The sequence below is a fragment of the Blautia hominis genome (genome assembly GCA_002270465.1).
Taxonomy (GTDB): Bacteria; Bacillota; Clostridia; order Lachnospirales; family Lachnospiraceae; genus Blautia; species Blautia hominis.
This window is the reverse complement of sequence record NQOF01000002.1, coordinates 123,303-139,802: the sequence shown is the minus strand read 5'-3', so window position 1 is coordinate 139,802 and position 16,500 is coordinate 123,303. Positions and strand designations below refer to the sequence as shown.

Below are 16,500 nucleotides of genomic sequence, written 5' to 3'. Positions count from 1 at the left end.
CTATCCTCCTATATCTGTACCAGAATCACGTTGGAGACACAGGGATTTTCCCTGATCTTATCTGTCACGTCCTCCGGTATTTTTTCATCAGACTCCACAATGGTATAGGCCCTGGCACCTCTCTCCTCCCGGTAAAGGCGCATAAATGCAATATTTACATTCTTCTCGCTCAGAGCCTTGGTAATATGTGCCACCACACCCGGCTTGTCTGTCTGACTGACAACCAGTGTGCTGTACTCCCCTGTAAAATCCACTTCTATCTGATTCAAACGGACAATTTTCACCTTGCCGCCGCCCAGGGAAACACCACGCACAAAAAGATGCTCTCCGCCGGTGCCCTCCATATCCATATCCGCAGTATTCGGGTGTTCATCTCCCAGTTCGCTGCTGGTTATAAATTCATAGCAAAGCCCCTGCTCCCTGGCCAGTGTCAGGGAATCCCTGATCCGCAGATCATCTGTCTGAAATCCCATGATACCTCCCAGAAGCGCCCGGTCTGTACCGTGCCCCCGGTATGTCTGGGCAAAGGAACCATACAGGGTAAAACGCACTTTTTTTATCCTGCCCGGAAAAAGCCTCCGCGCAAGAAGAGCCATAGATGCCGCACCAGCGGTGTGAGAGCTGGAAGGTCCCACCATATTTGGCCCGATCACATCAAATAAACTGATAAATGCCATGTTCGTATTTCTCCATATTCTGTCCCTGTTTCCATCAAGGGACCGTTTCTCATTCACGAAAAAACAGGCGCCGCAGAACCATTTTTCCTGCAACACCTGTCTTGCTTTTCAATCTTCTGAATTACTCTTTTTCTGCGATTCCGTCTCCGGCTTTCTCAACTTCTGCGATAGCCGCTTTTCTCATAGGGATTCTGCAGTTTCTGTTGTTTCCGAATTCTACGATAACATCTTCATCCGTAATATCAATTAAGATTCCGTAAAAACCGCTTGTGGTTACCACACTGTCGCCTACTTCCATAGAAGATAACATGGATTTTACTCTCTGCTGTTCCTTTTTCTGCGGTCTCATGATCATGAAATACATTAAAAGAAAAAATACAACCAGCGGCAGTAACATGGTTGCCCATGCGCCGGCGCCGCCTGCGCTTGCCTGTCCTAATAACATTTTTGTTCCTCCTGCAAATTATATTTTTGAACGTTATTACAATAATACACAATTTCCCTTATTTCTTCAAGTGTTTTTCAGGTTTTTTTATATATTTTACACGTTTTTTCTGTTTTTATGCCTTAGGACCTGCTGCCATGCGCTCCAGCTTCTGCTGTTTATAGTCCTCATAGTGCCCTTCATCAAGAGCCTGGCGTATTTCCGTCATCATAGTATTGTAGAAATACAGGTTGTGCAGTACACACAGACGCATTCCCAGCATTTCCTTAGCCTTCAGAAGATGGCGGATATAGGCCCTGCTGTAACTTCTGCAGGCCGGGCACTGGCATCCCTCCTCGATCGGGCGGGAATCCAGTTCATATTTAGCGTTGAACAGATTGAGTTTTCCAAAATTCGTGTACACGTGGCCATGGCGTCCATTCCGGCTTGGGTATACACAGTCAAAGAAATCCACGCCTCTGGATACACCTTCCAAAATGTTGGCCGGTGTTCCCACACCCATCAGATATGTGGGCTTATCTGTGGGAAGATAGGGCACCACACTGTCCAGGATCCGGTACATTTCCTCATGGCTCTCCCCCACAGCAAGCCCCCCAACTGCATAACCGTCAAGGTCCATTTTGGCAATCTCTTTTGCATGTGCGATACGGATATCATCATATACTGCGCCCTGATTAATGCCGAACAGCATCTGCTGGGGATTGATAGTATCTTCTTTTGCATTCAGCCGTGCCATCTCATCCTTACACCGGGCAAGCCATCTTGTGGTCCTGTCCACAGAGTCCTGAACGTATTTTCGGTCTGCCACAGAGGATGGACACTCATCAAACGCCATGGCAATGGTGGACGCCAGGTTGGACTGTATCTGCATACTTTCCTCTGGTCCCATAAAAATCTTATGTCCGTCAATGTGGGAGTTAAAATAAACGCCTTCCTCTTTGATCTTCCGCAGCTTTGACAGGGAAAACACCTGAAATCCGCCGGAATCCGTGAGTATGGGTCTGTCCCAGTTCATAAATTTATGGAGTCCGCCCAGTTTTTTCACTACCTGGTCACCCGGGCGAACATGGAGATGATATGTGTTTGACAATTCTATCTGCGTTCCTATTTCATGCAGGTCCGTTGTGGCAACTGCGCCCTTGATCGCAGCCACTGTGCCCACGTTCATAAAGACAGGGGTCTCCACCGTGCCGTGCACTGTTTCAAAATGGGCGCGTTTTGCCATGCCTTCCTGTTTCAGTATCTTGTACATATAACAATTTCCTCTTTCTAAACGTAATCCTTTTGCCCGTAACTGTATATCTGATGAACAGTTACATCTGGCTTATTCTACCATAAGGGAAATGTAAACGCAACCGGCTGGAATATTTTCTTTCCCTCTTATATATAACTAAAATAATCCAATTTCAAAATAGCAATTGTATTTTTAGAAATATTGTCGTATAATGTTAAATGATTTTCTATAGCACTATATAAATAAGAAGAAACGCATATATGACGGCATAAAATCCGTCCATTTATTATGAAGGAGGTCTCCTGACCATGTCAGCAGATAATAAAAATATTGCAGATGTATACCGTCTTGGAATTGATATTGGTTCCACCACAGTAAAAATCGCAGTTCTAAATGAAGAAAAAGAAATCCTTTTCTCCGATTATGAACGCCACTTTGCAGACATTCAGAATACACTGGCTGGACTGCTGGATAAGGCTTATAAACAATTAGGAGAATTTTTAGTCCTTCCGGTGATCACCGGTTCCGGCGGGCTTACACTCGCAAAACATCTGGAGGTTCCCTTTGTGCAGGAGGTTATCGCTGTGTCCTCCTCCCTACAGGAACTGGCTCCCAGAACCGACGTAGCCATTGAGCTTGGCGGGGAGGATGCAAAGATCATTTATTTTGAAGGCGGAAATATTGAACAGCGTATGAACGGCATCTGTGCCGGAGGAACCGGTTCTTTTATTGACCAGATGGCCTCCCTGCTGCAGACCGATGCCGCAGGCCTGAATGAATACGCTAAAAATTACAAGGCGCTTTATCCCATCGCTGCCCGCTGCGGCGTGTTTGCCAAGACAGACATCCAGCCGCTGATCAACGAGGGCGCTACGAAGGAGGACCTGTCAGCCTCCATTTTCCAGGCTGTGGTCAACCAGACCATCAGCGGCCTTGCCTGCGGAAAGCCAATCCGCGGCCATGTGGCATTTCTGGGCGGCCCGCTTCACTTTTTGTCTGAACTGAAGACAGCGTTTATCCGGACACTGAAGCTGGATGAGGAGTATACCATTGTACCTGACAATTCCCATCTGTTCGCAGCTATAGGATCTGCGCTGAATGCAAAAAAGGATGCGCCCGGCGTATCCGTCACTGCCATGCGCGACAGGCTGTCAGCCAATATACATATGGAATTTGAGGTCAACCGTATGGAACCTCTGTTTGCCTCCAGGGCGGATTATGACAAATTCAATGAGCGCCAGAGTCATTACAATGTGAAAACCGACGAACTCTCCGGCTACAGCGGAAACTGCTATCTTGGTATAGACGCAGGCTCCACCACAACAAAGGCAGCCCTGGTCGGGGAAGATGGTTCCCTGCTCTACTCCTTTTACAGCAACAACAACGGCAATCCCCTGGCAACCAGTATCCGTGCCATTCAGGAAATTTACAGCCACCTTCCCCGGGAAGCCAAAATCGCATACTCCTGTTCCACCGGCTACGGAGAGGCACTGATCAAGGCGGCCCTTCTTTTGGATGAGGGGGAAGTGGAGACCGTATCCCACTACTATGCAGCCGCTTTCTTTGACCCTGAGGTGGACTGTATCCTGGATATCGGCGGTCAGGATATGAAATGTATCAAGATAAAGAACCATACTGTGGACAGCGTGCAGCTAAATGAAGCCTGCTCCTCCGGCTGCGGCTCCTTTATCGAGACCTTTGCCAATTCCCTGAATTACAGTGTACAGGACTTTGCAAAAGCCGCTCTTTTTGCCAAAAATCCTATTGACCTTGGAACCAGATGTACTGTTTTCATGAATTCCAAAGTAAAACAGGCACAAAAAGAAGGTGCGGAGGTATCAGACATCTCCGCAGGACTGGCATATTCCGTTATAAAAAATGCATTGTATAAAGTTATCAAGGTTTCCGATGCCTCTGAGCTGGGAAAACACATTGTCGTACAGGGCGGAACTTTCTATAATGACGCTGTTTTGAGAAGCTTTGAGCGCATTGCGGGCTGTGAAGCCATACGTCCGGACATTGCCGGGATCATGGGCGCTTTCGGTGCTGCCCTCATCGCAAGGGAGCGCTATACGGCAGGCCAGGAAACTACCATGCTTCCTATTGAAAAGATCAACAGTCTCCAGTATAAAACCACCATGGCAAACTGCAGGGGCTGTACCAATAACTGCCGTCTGACCATCAACAAATTCTCAGGCGGACGCCAGTATATCTCCGGCAACCGCTGCGAGCGGGGAATCGGCAAAGAGAAGAACAAGGACCATATTCCCAATCTGTTTGAATATAAATATAAAATGCTGTTCTCCTATGAGCCGCTGACAGAGGATAAAGCTCCCAGAGGAAAGGTGGGCATCCCTAGAGTCCTGAACATGTTTGAAAACTATCCTTTCTGGTATACGTTCTTTACCAGGCTGGGATATCAGGTGGTACTCTCCCCCACCTCAACCAGAAAGATATATGAACTCGGCATTGAGTCCATTCCCAGTGAATCAGAGTGCTACCCTGCAAAACTGGCTCACGGACATGTATCGTGGCTCATCAAACAGGGGGTCAAATATATCTTCTACCCCTGTATTCCGTACGAGAGGGAAGAATTTGAGGATTCCATTAACCATTACAACTGCCCCATCGTCACCTCCTATGCGGAGAATATAAAGAATAACATTGACGAACTGAATGATCCGGAAATCCATTTCCACAACCCGTTCTTAGCCATGACCAATGAGGACACCATCACAGAGCGGCTGCTGGAAGAGTTTAAAGACATTCCCTCCACAGAAGTATCTGACGCTGCCCATGCCGCCTGGAAAGAAATGGCCAAGTGCAGGGAAGATATTCGCAGGAAAGGTGAGGAGACTCTCCGCTATCTGGATAAGACAGGAAGACGCGGTATCGTGCTGGCCGGAAGGCCATACCACATTGATCCGGAGATCCATCACGGTATCCCGGACTTGATCAACTCCTACGGCATTGCCGTACTGACAGAGGATTCTGTCTCTCATCTGGCACCTATTGAACGCCCCCTGCGCGTCAATGACCAATGGATGTACCACACCAGGCTTTACGCTGCCGCCAACTTTGTGAAGGAAAAAGAAAATCTGGATCTGATTCAGTTAAACTCCTTCGGCTGCGGACTGGATGCCGTGACCACAGACCAGGTAAATGAGATCCTGGCAGACAGCGGCAAAATTTACACCTGCCTGAAAATAGATGAGGTGAATAACCTGGGTGCTGCCCGCATCCGTGTCCGCTCTCTGATCGCTGCCCTCCGGGTCAAGGAAGAACAGCATATCAAACGGAAAATATCACCCTCCTCCATCAAAAAGGTGGTATTCACACCTGAGATGAGGAAAAAATATACGATTCTGTGCCCCCAGATGTCACCCATCCATTTTTCCATCCTGCAGGCAGCGTTCAATGCCAGCGGGTACAATCTGGAAGTGCTTCCCAATGACAACAAGGAAGCTGTGGATGTTGGCCTCAAATACGTGAACAATGATGCCTGTTATCCCTCCCTGATGGTGGTGGGCCAGATCATGCAGGCACTCTTGTCCGGCAAATACGATCTGCACAAGGTAGCGATCATTATGTCACAGACCGGAGGCGGATGCCGTGCCTCCAACTATATCGGATTTATCCGAAGGGCACTTGCCAAGGCAAATATGTCCTACATACCGGTTATTTCCATCAATTTAAGCGGGCTGGAGGAAAACCCCGGATTTAAGATCACCGCTAAACTGGCCTCCAGACTGGCGTTCGGCGCAGTGTTCGGAGACATACTTATGAAATGCCTCTACCGTATGCGCCCCTACGAGGCCGTCAAAGGCTCCGCCAATGCCCTGCACCGCAAATGGGAGAAGCGCTGTATCCGTTTCATAAGCGCCAAACACATTACTTTTGGGCAGTTCAACCGCATCTGCCGACAGATGATCCGGGAATTTGACACGCTGCCCATCACCGGTGAGAAAAAACCGAGAGTAGGTATTGTAGGAGAAATTCTGGTAAAATTCCTGCCTGCTGCCAATAACCATCTGGCAGAGCTTCTGGAAAAAGAAGGGGCAGAACCTGTCTGCCCGGATTTGATCGACTTTTTATGCTATTGCTTCTATAACCAGAATTTCAAGGCAAAATATTTAGGATTCAAGAAAACCTCTGCAAAAACTGCCAATATGGGCATCAAAGCCATTGAATTTATCAGAGGGGCAGCCAACAAAGAGTTTGCCAAAAGCAAACATTTTACTCCATCTGCCAACATCAAGGACTTGGCAAAAATGGCAGCCCCCATTGTATCTATCGGCAACCAGACCGGAGAGGGATGGTTTTTGACCGGAGAGATGATGGAACTGATCCACAGCGGAGCACCTAATATTGTGTGTACACAGCCTTTCGGCTGTCTGCCCAACCACATTGTGGGCAAAGGCGTTATCAAGGCCATCCGTAAGGATTATCCGGATGCCAATATTGTTGCCATTGACTATGATCCAGGTGCCAGCGAGGTAAACCAGCTGAACCGCATTAAGCTGATGCTGTCCACTGCATTCAAAAAGATGCAGTGACCGATAAAAAAGAATAAGCCAGCGGGCATATCACTGCATAGGATGATATGCCCGCTGGCTTTTCTTATGATTTTCTTATGATCTTGTCAGATGATCCTCAGTTTTTGGGCCAGCACTATAAGCTTTGTCCCTCCCGGCAGGGACAGAAGTTCCTGTCTGGATGGTTTTGCAATAAAGAGATAGGAAATGAAATACACGGCAGCAGCCAGCGCAATCGAAGGGATCAAGGCCAGCAGATTGGAGTGCGGCAGTGATCTTACCAGAAATCTCACACCTTTGTACACGGCAAACGCAACGATCCCCATGGGGATTGTTGCCAAAAACGGAGGCAGGTAAGCATATTTCCATGGATTCTGATATCCCAGGTATTTCTTCAGGGCCCTGTCATTGAGCACACACATAACAATGGCATATACGATCATGGCAATGACCACGGCATAGATTCCCGCATCGGTAAAAAACAGCAGGACCGCCAAAAATACAATATCCACAGCCAGGGAAATTGCCGCGTTGATCATGGGGACATTAGCCCTTCCGATGCCCTGCAGAACCCCATTTGATATATTGGATGTACTGTTCAGGATAACCGTGATCACCCCAAGCACCATCAATTGTCCCGCTACGCCTTCTGTGGAAGGGAAAAGCAGAGCGGTTACCGGCTGTGCCAGCACGGCAAGCCCCACGGAAGCCGGCATGGAAATCAGCATACTGATCCATGTGGCATTATTTATCTTCTCAATGGCACCTTTCACATCCCCTGTGGCATAATGGGCGGACACCTCCGGAATCATGGAGGTAGGAGCCGTACTAGCCAGCGTCAGGGGAATATTGATCAGAGTCATAAAAAATCCAAACTCTGCATACAGAACTTTTACCTGGCTATTATCCATACCTCTGAAATCTGAAATGCTGGTGTACATCACACCATTGATATAACCATTCACATTATAAATAAATGCGCTGAGAATGATGGGCGCCACGATCAGCACAATATTTCTCATGACCTGCTGATAGCTCTCATCCACAGAAACCTTGTCCCTGGCAATCCTGCGGTTGATCGTCTTCCTGTTCACGCTGTACACAAACAGCATAAAAAGAAGCGCTGCCGTAACACCGGCTCCCGTACCAATGGTCGCCCCGGCTGCGCTCCATCTCTGCAGCGTATCTTCCCCTGCACCTGCAAAATGATGAACCATAAAATTGGCCATCAATAGTGCCACAACCGCAACCGCTATCTGTTCTACGATTTGCGAGATAGACGTGGGCATCATATTCCTGTAGGCCTGGAAATATCCTCTGAACACCCCAAGAATACCCGATATGAAAATAGTAGGGGCCAGCATCTGAAGCGCCAGTCTGGCATTTGCCACGCTGTCCGGTACCAGGATCGAAGCACCGAACACACATATGAGGGCAACAGCGCCTCCGGCTATCACTGCATATAAAAGAGCGCCCTTAAACACCCTCTGCGCGTCTCTGTATCTTTTGAATGCGATCCGCTCCGACATGATCTTGGATACAGCCTGCGGAATACTGAAGGATGCGATCATCAGCAGGATAAAATATACATTCTGCGCGAACTGGAAGCAGGCAAAGCTCTCTCTTCCCAGGAGCGAAGACAAGGGACTTTTGTATATCATTCCGATAATCTTAGATATCAGCGCCGCAACCATTAAAAAAGACGCATTTTTCACTAATGTATTACTATTCTTTTTACCCATTTGTCCAAATTCCTTTATCTGTTTTCTATCTGCCAGTCAATTGGCTCCAGGCCATGTTCCTGCAAAAAGGCATTTGCCTTGCTGAAATGACGGCATCCGAAAAATCCGCGGAATGCAGACAGCGGACTTGGATGAGGTGCTTCCAGAATCAGGTGGTTTGGATTGTGCAGCATACTCTTTTTCATCTGTGCCGGTCTTCCCCACAAAAGGAATACCATGGGACGGTCCTGTTCATCCAGAATACGGATCGCCGCATCCGTAAACTCCTCCCAGCCGATCCCTCTGTGAGAATTGGCCTGGTGAGCCCGTACAGTCAGAACTGTATTCAAAAGCAAAACACCCTGTTTTGCCCATTTCTCCAGATATCCGTTGTTGGGTATATAACAGCCGCAGTCTTCCTGAAGTTCCTGGTAAATATTCACCAGAGAAGGGGGGATTTCCACATCCGGCTTGACAGAAAAACACAGGCCGTGAGCCTGCCCGTCATTGTGATAAGGATCCTGTCCCAATATGACCACTTTTACCTGATCTAAAGGGGTAAAATGAAATGCATTGAAAATATCATCCGGTGTGGGGAATATCTTTCTCATCTGGTACTCCTGCCCCACCTTGGCGAACAATTGTTTATAATATGTTTTTCCGAATTCCGGCTTCAAAGCCTCCAGCCATTCTCCCTGTAAAGGCGGCATAATCATCCCTCCTGCATTTTTATCATGTTCTCTAGTTTAGCAGAATCCATCGAAAAATGCAAGGAGGTGTCGCCTGTCATCCTCTTTCCGTCATCACTTTTCTTCCAGTTCAAACCAAAATTCCACACCGTTGTCATAGTTGACCACGCCGAACTTCTGATGCATACTCTCCATAATAGCCTTTACAATTGACAATCCAATACCGCTTCCCCCGTACTCCCGGGTCCGTGCCTTGTCCACCTTATAGAATTTTATCCAGATTTTATCCAGTTCCTCCTCCGGGATAGGTTTTCCTGTATTGAAGACAGAGAGGCGCACATGGTTTTCCCTTCTCATCATCTTCACTTCAATCTTCATCTCTCCATCCACATGATTCAGGGCATTGGACACATAATTTGTCACCACTTCCTCCACTTTGAATTCATCTCCCCACACGTACACAGGCTCAGACTGGGGGAAGGAGATCTGGGCGCCTTTCTGGTCTGCCAGCAACTGCGCAGACTGTACCACGCCCCTTACCAGGTCTGTCAGATCAAATCGTTCCATGGCAGCCTGGTCATTGCCGAATTCCAGATGATTCAGGGTCAGTAGTTTTTTTACCATATTGTTCATCTTTGCAGATTCATCCATGATCACATCACAGTAAAACTCCCTGCTCTCCGCATCGTCATTGATACATTCCTTCAATCCCTCAGCATACCCCTGGATCAGCGCAATAGGGGTCTTCAGCTCATGAGAAACATTAGAAAGGAATTCCTTGCGCATCTCATCAATCTGTTTCTTCTGCTCAATATCCTCCTGCAGTTCATTGTTGGCTGTTTTCAGTTCAGATATGGTATGCTCCAATTCCTCGGACATCTTGTTGAAGTTCTGGCCCAACGTGCCGATCTCATCCTCGCCTCCGCCTTCATATCTGGCTTCAAAATCCAGATTACTCATACGCCTTGAGATCTCCGTCAGTTCCAACAGCGGTTTTGTGATCCTCTTGCTCATAAACCAAATTGCAGCACTGCTAATCATGATCACAAGAAGTCCTATATAAATATAGAATATATTCGAGATCTCCACACTGTCCCGGATACTTGCCATGGGCATACGGATCAAAAAGGCACACTTTCGGTTCTTCATCACACCCCACATGTCCAGATAGACTACGTTCTCTTTGTCGTCTGTATTCTGCTCCAGCGTGTAGGAATCATTGTCTGTAATGACCTCCCTGTTTTCCGGCATCATTCCCCAGATATATCCAAATAGAAGCCTGGTAGCCAGCAGATCGGGATTACGCCCGTCATTGGCTATGATGGTCCAGTCCTGTGTGCTCACATCCACAAGTACCCAGGAAATATTTTTTTCAATACAGAGTCCCTGCAGGTGCGTCCTGCCCTCCGGGTCATTATAAGCCTGTTCGTTTAATGCTTTATATACGGTTTCCAGAGAATCCGCTTTTCTGGAAATATAATATTTCTCCAAAAACAAACGGTTCACCGCCGTAATAGACAAGAGCGATAAAAGCATAATTCCGATAAAAGATACTGCCAGACGCACCTTAATTGATTTTCTCATGTTTTATACCTCGAACTTGTATCCCATGCCCCAGATTGTTTTAATGTATTCACCCTTATCTCCCAGTTTGCTGCGAAGCTTTTTTACGTGGGTGTCAATGGTACGGGCATCTCCAAAATAATCGTAATTCCATACAGAATTCAGGATTTTCTCTCTGGAAAGTGCTATTCCCTGGTTTTCCAGGAAATACGTCAACAGTTCAAATTCCTTATAGCTCAACTCCATGGACTGCCCGTCAATAGTGGCAATATGGGAAGCTTTGTTCACCTCAATACCACCCGCCGACAAAACATCACTGTTTCCGCAGATATTGGCTCTTCTCAGAATAGCCTCCACTCTGGCAACCAATATCTTGGGGCTGAAAGGCTTTGCAATATACTCATCCACCCCCAGCTCAAATCCCAAAAGCTCGTCCCTCTCATCGCCTCTGGCAGTCAGCATGATGATGGGAACCTTTGACTCCCTGCGGATTTCCCTGCACACTTCCCAGCCGTCCATCTTAGGCATCATCACATCAAGGATCAAAAGAGCAATATCCTTTGTAGCATAAAAAATATCCAGTGCCTCCTCACCGTCGCCGGCCTCCAGCACCTCGAAATCTTTCTTTACCAGGAAGTCCCGCACCAGCTTGCGCATCCTGCTCTCATCATCCACTACCAGTATTTTGCATTTTTCCATATCGGTTCCCTCTTTCTATCTCTGCAGACTTATCTGTCCGATCTACTCTATGATAACGGTTCATTTCCTTTACAATCACTGGCAAAAATCCATATAAAAACTTTTGGCCATGGGATTCTGCCTGGCGGCTGAATCGTTCCATTGTATGTACTTAAATATATCAGAAAATTTTGTTGAATCTGTGAACAGTAATATTAATACGTTTCACGATACACATAAATCGAGTATTTTGCACCATACCCCGCTGGCGGCCTTAGGGGCTTCATAAGCAGACACCTAAAAAGCACTTGACGGGACAGCGGCTGTGAATGGTAACCCACAATTAATTTTATATAAACTGATTGATATCCATTTCATCCTGCTGCCTGATCTCATGCAGTACCCAGCGTTCATTTCGGTAAATAAATTTCCAGTATTCATAAAAGCTCTCTTTTTTTGTGTTGCCGCGCACACAGATCCTTGTGTTCCTGTTCATATAATAGCCCACCATACTGCCGTGGATCAGATACCAGATACAATCGTTTTCCTCCCCCAGCTCATCGTAAGCACTCACAGGCACAGCGCTCAAAAGCTTTACATGCTTCTGAACCACCGCTTCCTCCCTCACTTCCATCCACTGGATTTTCATATTAAAGTCTTCCAGCAGTTCTTCGCTGAGATAAGCCGCCGCGTAGCCTGCATCCATCCGCCTCCAGCACTCCTGGATCTGAAAGTAGGCTTCCTCTACCTGACGCTGCACTTCCCGGTAATCCCAGTTACCGCCGATTTTTTCATACTGCCGCATTAAATTTTTGCTTTTCATGGCCGCCTTTTTTGATTTAAGGGCAAACACAATAGCTCCGCCGCAGGTGATCAAAACGGCATTGACCCCGAAAACAATATTTCCCACTAAATTGCTGCGGGATGAGGAACGGCCGCTGTGGTAACTGCCTCCGCCGGAGCTGCCGCTGTATCCGCCCCCGCCTCCTGAACTTCCGCCGCCTCCTGAGCTTCCCCCTCCGCCGGCCCGTCCCCAGACAGGCACTGCAAGAATGATCATCAGTATTGCCAAAAGCAAAAAACCATGCCGCAATTTTCTTTTTTTATTAAAAAACTTCATATTTCCCAAATCTGCAAAGAAACCGTCATGCTGCCCGGATACTATGCTCTCCCCTTTTATTTCTTTTTAATAAGTCTATCCCAGACATAAATATCTGTCAAGACTGGTAAACTTTTTTCATTTCTCCTTGACAAAATCATAATAAAGTGATAATCTATAATACACTTCCACAGTGAAGTCCAGAAATGGGCTTGTACTGGTTTCGACGGGGGTTTTGAAGTTGAGGAAGCCATCCGCAGACTCCGGGACTGCGTACCAACCTGGAACTTAAATATAAACGCAGACAATAATAATTTAGCGTTAGCTGCCTAATTGCAGCTTGTCGGCCCCAGGTCACCTGCTGCCTGGGAATCCGGCATCGACTTTGCAGGGCCCTTTACTTTCAAAGCTTTGAGAAAGTAAAAGATTTATGAAGCTACTAAGTACATCAGCCTGTCATCCGGCGGTTGTATAAGGGAATGTTAAAAGAATGACTGTGATGGGAGATGCCTCAAGGGATAGACTTTCGGACGCGGGTTCGATTCCCGCCAGGTCCACTATATGTAAGCCGCCGGAAGCGGCTTACCTGCACAGAGCCATTGAATCCGGATGAAGTTTGGATTCAATGGCTCTGCTTTACTTAAAATGTAACGGATCCGAACTTTTCACAGCATTCGGATCGTTACGTTTTACTCCAATGACAAAGGGTTCCTTTATTATAAGGGAGCCCTTTTATTTAGACCCATTACACCAATACTCCCCGTGCGATGTTCACCGGAATGTCTGGCTGTTGTTGATATCATATACAAAATGCGGAACCGGCCGATTGTCCACTATAGATTTTGACTCTCCATCCTGTACGGCACCCATTTTTTCATAAAATCCTGTGGCCTGAGGGCTGGTGACAAAATGTATTGTTAGAATCCCCTGTGCCTTGCACCAGCCAGTCATATGGTTCCACATCTGCGTTCCGTATCCTCTGCCAATCTCCTGCTCCGCCACATAAAAGTATTCCAGCTCCCCTTGTTCTGCATTCCGCCTCAGGCCCCAAAATGCAGCTGGGTTCCCACCTTCCCGGCACACATAAACCGGATTTTCTAAAATAAACTGTTCTGTGATATTAAACTTATGGTCAAATACCTCCATAAATTCTTTTTTATATCCCCAGTGAGCTTCTGACTTCCAAGCAAGAAGACGCAGACTCCGTGTATCTTCCGGCTTCGCCGGTACGAAATCCATGGCTCTTTTGGCTGCTGCCATAATATCCCGCCTTTCCGCATTCCATAGAATACATGATGTACTTTTTTAATACGATGACGCTACAGGACAATTTTACTATTGCAAGGTTAAACTGTCAAACACTGGCCCGTGCCTAAACGGTCCGGCAGGGTGAAAAAAAAGGGACCGGAGGTCTTTTTTTGTATTATAATGTCGAACTTTCCTTCCTTGACAGCTTTCTCCTCTATAATATTATAGAAAATATGAGGAGGGTTAATAAATATGCATACAAAGGATAGAATCATACGCCAATTCGGCATCACATCAAAATATAAGGGGTACCGCTATCTGCTGGACGCCATTCATATTGCCGCCGAAAATTATGATGAGTGTCTTAAAGTGACAAAGGATATCTACCCTGTCATTGCCCATAAATATGGGGTTACCAAAGTCAGTGTGGAACGCGACATCCGGACTGTAATAGAAAAATGCTGGGATAATAATAAAGCATATCTGCAGGAACTATCCGGGTATAAACTCTCCAGATGCCCTTCAAACAGCGAATTCATAGATATTATTGCCTACAAAGTGTACTGCAATAAATGAATTACCGCGGATTTCTCCATAACTGAATTACCTGTCCTGAATGCAAAAATAAATCTCACACCAATGCACATCACCTAAAAAGGGCTGTCTGCCGGATGATATGTGATCTGATGCCTCCTAAGTGGACAGCTCTCTTTCTGTTTGCATTCCCTTTTAGAACGTAATATAATGAAATCGAATCCAGCGGATTTCATGACCGCTGACACAGGTAAGTCCCTGTCCGTACCTTTTCTACTATATTATGACAGGTCCTTACAGGATAAAGCAAATACAAAAGGAGGCAAAAATGGCTCTCTTATTAATAGCAGAGGATGAAAAAGGTATGCAGGAAATCCTTACGGACTATATGCGCCGCGGCGGACATACCTGTATAACGGCTGATGACGGTATAGACGCTGTGACAATCTTGAAAAACAATCCTGTAGATTTGGCAGTGCTTGATATTATGATGCCCCATCTGGACGGACTCTCTGTATGCCGAATCGCCAGGGAAATGTGTAATATTCCCATCATTTTTCTCACAGCAAAAGACAGCGAGACAGATAAATTAAAAGGCTATGAGTACGGAGCTGACGATTATATCACAAAGCCCTTCAGCCCTAAATTACTTCTCGCAAAAATCAATGTCCTTCTGCGCCGGGCCATGTCCGTCAATCCCCATGATATTGTAACAGCCGGGGAAATCGTAATGCAGCTCTCCTCCCACACGGTCACCGTCTGCGGCAGGGACACGGTTCTGACTCATAAAGAATTTGAACTGCTGCGCCTCTTTATGCTGAATAAAAATCAGGTCTTTTCCCGTGACCAGCTCCTTAACCGTATCTGGGGATATGATTTTGAGGGAAATACCAGAACAGTGGATACCCATATGAAAACCCTGCGCCAAAAGCTGGGCAGTGAAGGACAGCATATTGTAACCCTTATCCGCTCCGGTTATAAGTTTGAGGTATGACTATGGAAAAAATAGTATCTGCATTTCACTTGAACACTGTCCGCAAAAAAACCCTTCTGCTTTCAAAACTGGTGGGAGGAATCATTGTTTTATTCTACCTTTTTACTTCAGAGCTTCCCACAAACCGCAGTTTCGCCTTTCTGATATGGTTTATTCTTATGGCAGCCGTTATCACAAGTATAGATCATCTGTTTGGTCGTCTGATCTCTAAACCTTTAAATGAAATTAACCGGGAAGCCGAGCGAATGGCTCGTCTGGATCTTACTGCGCGCTGCCAAATCAAGTCTAATGATGAGTTTGGCAGACTTTCACAAAACCTGAATACCATGTCCGCTAATCTGCAGGATGCTCTGCAGAAACTGGAGTGTGCAAATATCCAGCTTGAAAAGGATATGCAGAAAGAACGGCTCCTGCAGGCTCAGAGAAAAGAGCTGACTGATAACCTGTCTCACCAAATGAAAACGCCCCTGGGACTTATACGTGCCTATGCAGAAGGGTTAATAGACGAGGTGGATGATACAAAAAAGCAGCAGTATATCCATGCCATATTATCTGCTGAGGACCGGATCAACCGTATGCTTGTATCACTGCTGGATCTGTCTGCAATGGAAGCCGGTTCCGCAGAGCTTTTAGATGAAACCTTTGATTTCATTGAACTGGCAGAGACATCTGCAGGCCGCCTTCTTCTCGACACCCCGGATCGTGATTATCGTTTCACTTACCAGCTTCCCGATCATCCCGTTCTCATTCAGGCAGACCCCAAACGCATGGAACAGGTGCTGGACAATCTCTTTGAAAACGCCGGAAAAAATGTCCAAAAAAAGGGAGAAATCCGTCTTACAATAAGCTGTACGGAAAAGGAACTGCTCTTTTCCCTATATAACCAGTGCTGCCCGATCCCGGATGAGGATCTTCCCAAAATCTGGTCCAAGTTCTACCGCGGACAAAATACTGCCGGCAGCGGCTCCGGCTTAGGACTGGCAATTGTAGCTCAGGTTCTCTGCCTCTATCAGGCTCCTTATGGGGTACAAAATCTGGATAACGGGGTAGAATTCTACTTTTCCTTTCCCTTTCTCACATAAC

The 16,500-nt window shown here is 46.7% G+C and carries 13 protein-coding genes and 1 other RNA gene; 5 read left to right on the top strand and 9 right to left on the bottom strand.

Annotated elements, in window-relative coordinates:
• Positions 1–8: 8 nt before the first annotated feature.
• From sdaAB to tgt, 3 genes are all read right to left on the bottom strand, one after another.
• The gene (gene sdaAB / locus CI595_RS06680) at positions 9–677 is read right to left on the bottom strand and encodes an L-serine ammonia-lyase, iron-sulfur-dependent subunit beta (RefSeq protein ID WP_095173227.1); all 669 of its coding nucleotides are present in this window, start codon (positions 675–677) and stop codon (positions 9–11) included.
• A gap of 121 nt (positions 678–798) precedes the next feature.
• Entirely contained in the window at positions 799–1,122 is a 324-nt protein-coding gene (gene yajC, locus CI595_RS06675) for a preprotein translocase subunit YajC (protein WP_065541234.1), read from the bottom strand.
• Between the two features lie 115 nt (positions 1,123–1,237).
• Positions 1,238–2,374, bottom strand: a complete 1,137-nt coding sequence (gene tgt / locus CI595_RS06670) for a tRNA guanosine(34) transglycosylase Tgt (protein WP_095172521.1) — start codon at positions 2,372–2,374, stop codon at positions 1,238–1,240.
• A gap of 290 nt (positions 2,375–2,664) precedes the next feature.
• Between tgt and CI595_RS06665 the strand changes: the two genes are divergently transcribed.
• A complete protein-coding gene (locus CI595_RS06665) occupies positions 2,665–6,912 on the top strand; it encodes a 2-hydroxyacyl-CoA dehydratase (protein WP_095172520.1) in 4,248 nt (1,415 codons plus the stop codon).
• A gap of 86 nt (positions 6,913–6,998) precedes the next feature.
• Here the strand turns inward: CI595_RS06665 and CI595_RS06660 are convergent, their stop codons facing one another.
• The 5 genes from CI595_RS06660 to CI595_RS06640 form a co-directional block, all read right to left on the bottom strand.
• On the bottom strand, positions 6,999–8,633 hold the full coding sequence (locus CI595_RS06660) for a putative polysaccharide biosynthesis protein (protein WP_095172519.1): 1,635 nt from the start codon (positions 8,631–8,633) through the stop codon (positions 6,999–7,001).
• A gap of 14 nt (positions 8,634–8,647) precedes the next feature.
• Positions 8,648–9,322: a uracil-DNA glycosylase gene (gene ung / locus CI595_RS06655; protein WP_095172518.1), complete on the bottom strand. Its 675-nt coding sequence runs from the start codon at positions 9,320–9,322 to the stop codon at positions 8,648–8,650.
• 93 nt (positions 9,323–9,415) lie between these two features.
• A complete protein-coding gene (locus tag CI595_RS06650) occupies positions 9,416–10,885 on the bottom strand; it encodes a sensor histidine kinase (RefSeq protein WP_095172517.1) in 1,470 nt (489 codons plus the stop codon).
• Between the two features lie 3 nt (positions 10,886–10,888).
• The gene (locus CI595_RS06645; RefSeq protein ID WP_095172516.1) at positions 10,889–11,563 is read right to left on the bottom strand and encodes a response regulator transcription factor; all 675 of its coding nucleotides are present in this window, start codon (positions 11,561–11,563) and stop codon (positions 10,889–10,891) included.
• Positions 11,564–11,891: 328 nt separating this feature from the next.
• Positions 11,892–12,662: a Tim44 domain-containing protein gene (locus CI595_RS06640; RefSeq protein ID WP_095172515.1), complete on the bottom strand. Its 771-nt coding sequence runs from the start codon at positions 12,660–12,662 to the stop codon at positions 11,892–11,894.
• A gap of 187 nt (positions 12,663–12,849) precedes the next feature.
• On the opposite strand from CI595_RS06640, the gene ssrA reads away from it, so the two are divergent.
• Positions 12,850–13,201, top strand: a transfer-messenger RNA (tmRNA) gene (gene ssrA / locus CI595_RS06635).
• A gap of 211 nt (positions 13,202–13,412) precedes the next feature.
• On the opposite strand, the gene CI595_RS06630 is transcribed toward ssrA, so the two are convergent.
• A complete protein-coding gene (locus CI595_RS06630) occupies positions 13,413–13,901 on the bottom strand; it encodes a GNAT family N-acetyltransferase (RefSeq protein ID WP_095172514.1) in 489 nt (162 codons plus the stop codon).
• A 240-nt stretch (positions 13,902–14,141) separates the two neighbouring features.
• Between CI595_RS06630 and CI595_RS06625 the strand changes: the two genes are divergently transcribed.
• From CI595_RS06625 to CI595_RS06615, 3 genes are all read left to right on the top strand, one after another.
• The gene (locus tag CI595_RS06625) at positions 14,142–14,465 is read left to right on the top strand and encodes a sporulation initiation factor Spo0A C-terminal domain-containing protein (protein ID WP_095172513.1); all 324 of its coding nucleotides are present in this window, start codon (positions 14,142–14,144) and stop codon (positions 14,463–14,465) included.
• A 286-nt stretch (positions 14,466–14,751) separates the two neighbouring features.
• The gene (locus tag CI595_RS06620; RefSeq protein ID WP_095172512.1) at positions 14,752–15,417 is read left to right on the top strand and encodes a response regulator transcription factor; all 666 of its coding nucleotides are present in this window, start codon (positions 14,752–14,754) and stop codon (positions 15,415–15,417) included.
• A gap of 2 nt (positions 15,418–15,419) precedes the next feature.
• Entirely contained in the window at positions 15,420–16,499 is a 1,080-nt protein-coding gene (locus CI595_RS06615; RefSeq protein ID WP_330397256.1) for a sensor histidine kinase, read from the top strand.
• The last annotated feature ends 1 nt before the right edge of the window (position 16,500 follow it).

What these genes read in the sequence shown, in the direction of transcription:
- sdaAB (WP_095173227.1), bottom strand. Translation starts at nt 677, where the DNA reads ATGGCATTTATCAGTTTATTTGATGTGATCGGGCCAAATATGGTGGGA.
- yajC (WP_065541234.1), bottom strand. Translation starts at nt 1,122, where the DNA reads ATGTTATTAGGACAGGCAAGCGCAGGCGGCGCCGGCGCATGGGCAACC.
- tgt (WP_095172521.1), bottom strand. Translation starts at nt 2,374, where the DNA reads ATGTACAAGATACTGAAACAGGAAGGCATGGCAAAACGCGCCCATTTT.
- CI595_RS06665 (WP_095172520.1), top strand. Translation starts at nt 2,665, where the DNA reads ATGTCAGCAGATAATAAAAATATTGCAGATGTATACCGTCTTGGAATT.
- CI595_RS06660 (WP_095172519.1), bottom strand. Translation starts at nt 8,633, where the DNA reads ATGGGTAAAAAGAATAGTAATACATTAGTGAAAAATGCGTCTTTTTTA.
- ung (WP_095172518.1), bottom strand. Translation starts at nt 9,322, where the DNA reads ATGCCGCCTTTACAGGGAGAATGGCTGGAGGCTTTGAAGCCGGAATTC.
- CI595_RS06650 (WP_095172517.1), bottom strand. Translation starts at nt 10,885, where the DNA reads ATGAGAAAATCAATTAAGGTGCGTCTGGCAGTATCTTTTATCGGAATT.
- CI595_RS06645 (WP_095172516.1), bottom strand. Translation starts at nt 11,563, where the DNA reads ATGGAAAAATGCAAAATACTGGTAGTGGATGATGAGAGCAGGATGCGC.
- CI595_RS06640 (WP_095172515.1), bottom strand. Translation starts at nt 12,662, where the DNA reads ATGAAGTTTTTTAATAAAAAAAGAAAATTGCGGCATGGTTTTTTGCTT.
- CI595_RS06630 (WP_095172514.1), bottom strand. Translation starts at nt 13,901, where the DNA reads ATGGCAGCAGCCAAAAGAGCCATGGATTTCGTACCGGCGAAGCCGGAA.
- CI595_RS06625 (WP_095172513.1), top strand. Translation starts at nt 14,142, where the DNA reads ATGCATACAAAGGATAGAATCATACGCCAATTCGGCATCACATCAAAA.
- CI595_RS06620 (WP_095172512.1), top strand. Translation starts at nt 14,752, where the DNA reads ATGGCTCTCTTATTAATAGCAGAGGATGAAAAAGGTATGCAGGAAATC.
- CI595_RS06615 (WP_330397256.1), top strand. Translation starts at nt 15,420, where the DNA reads ATGGAAAAAATAGTATCTGCATTTCACTTGAACACTGTCCGCAAAAAA.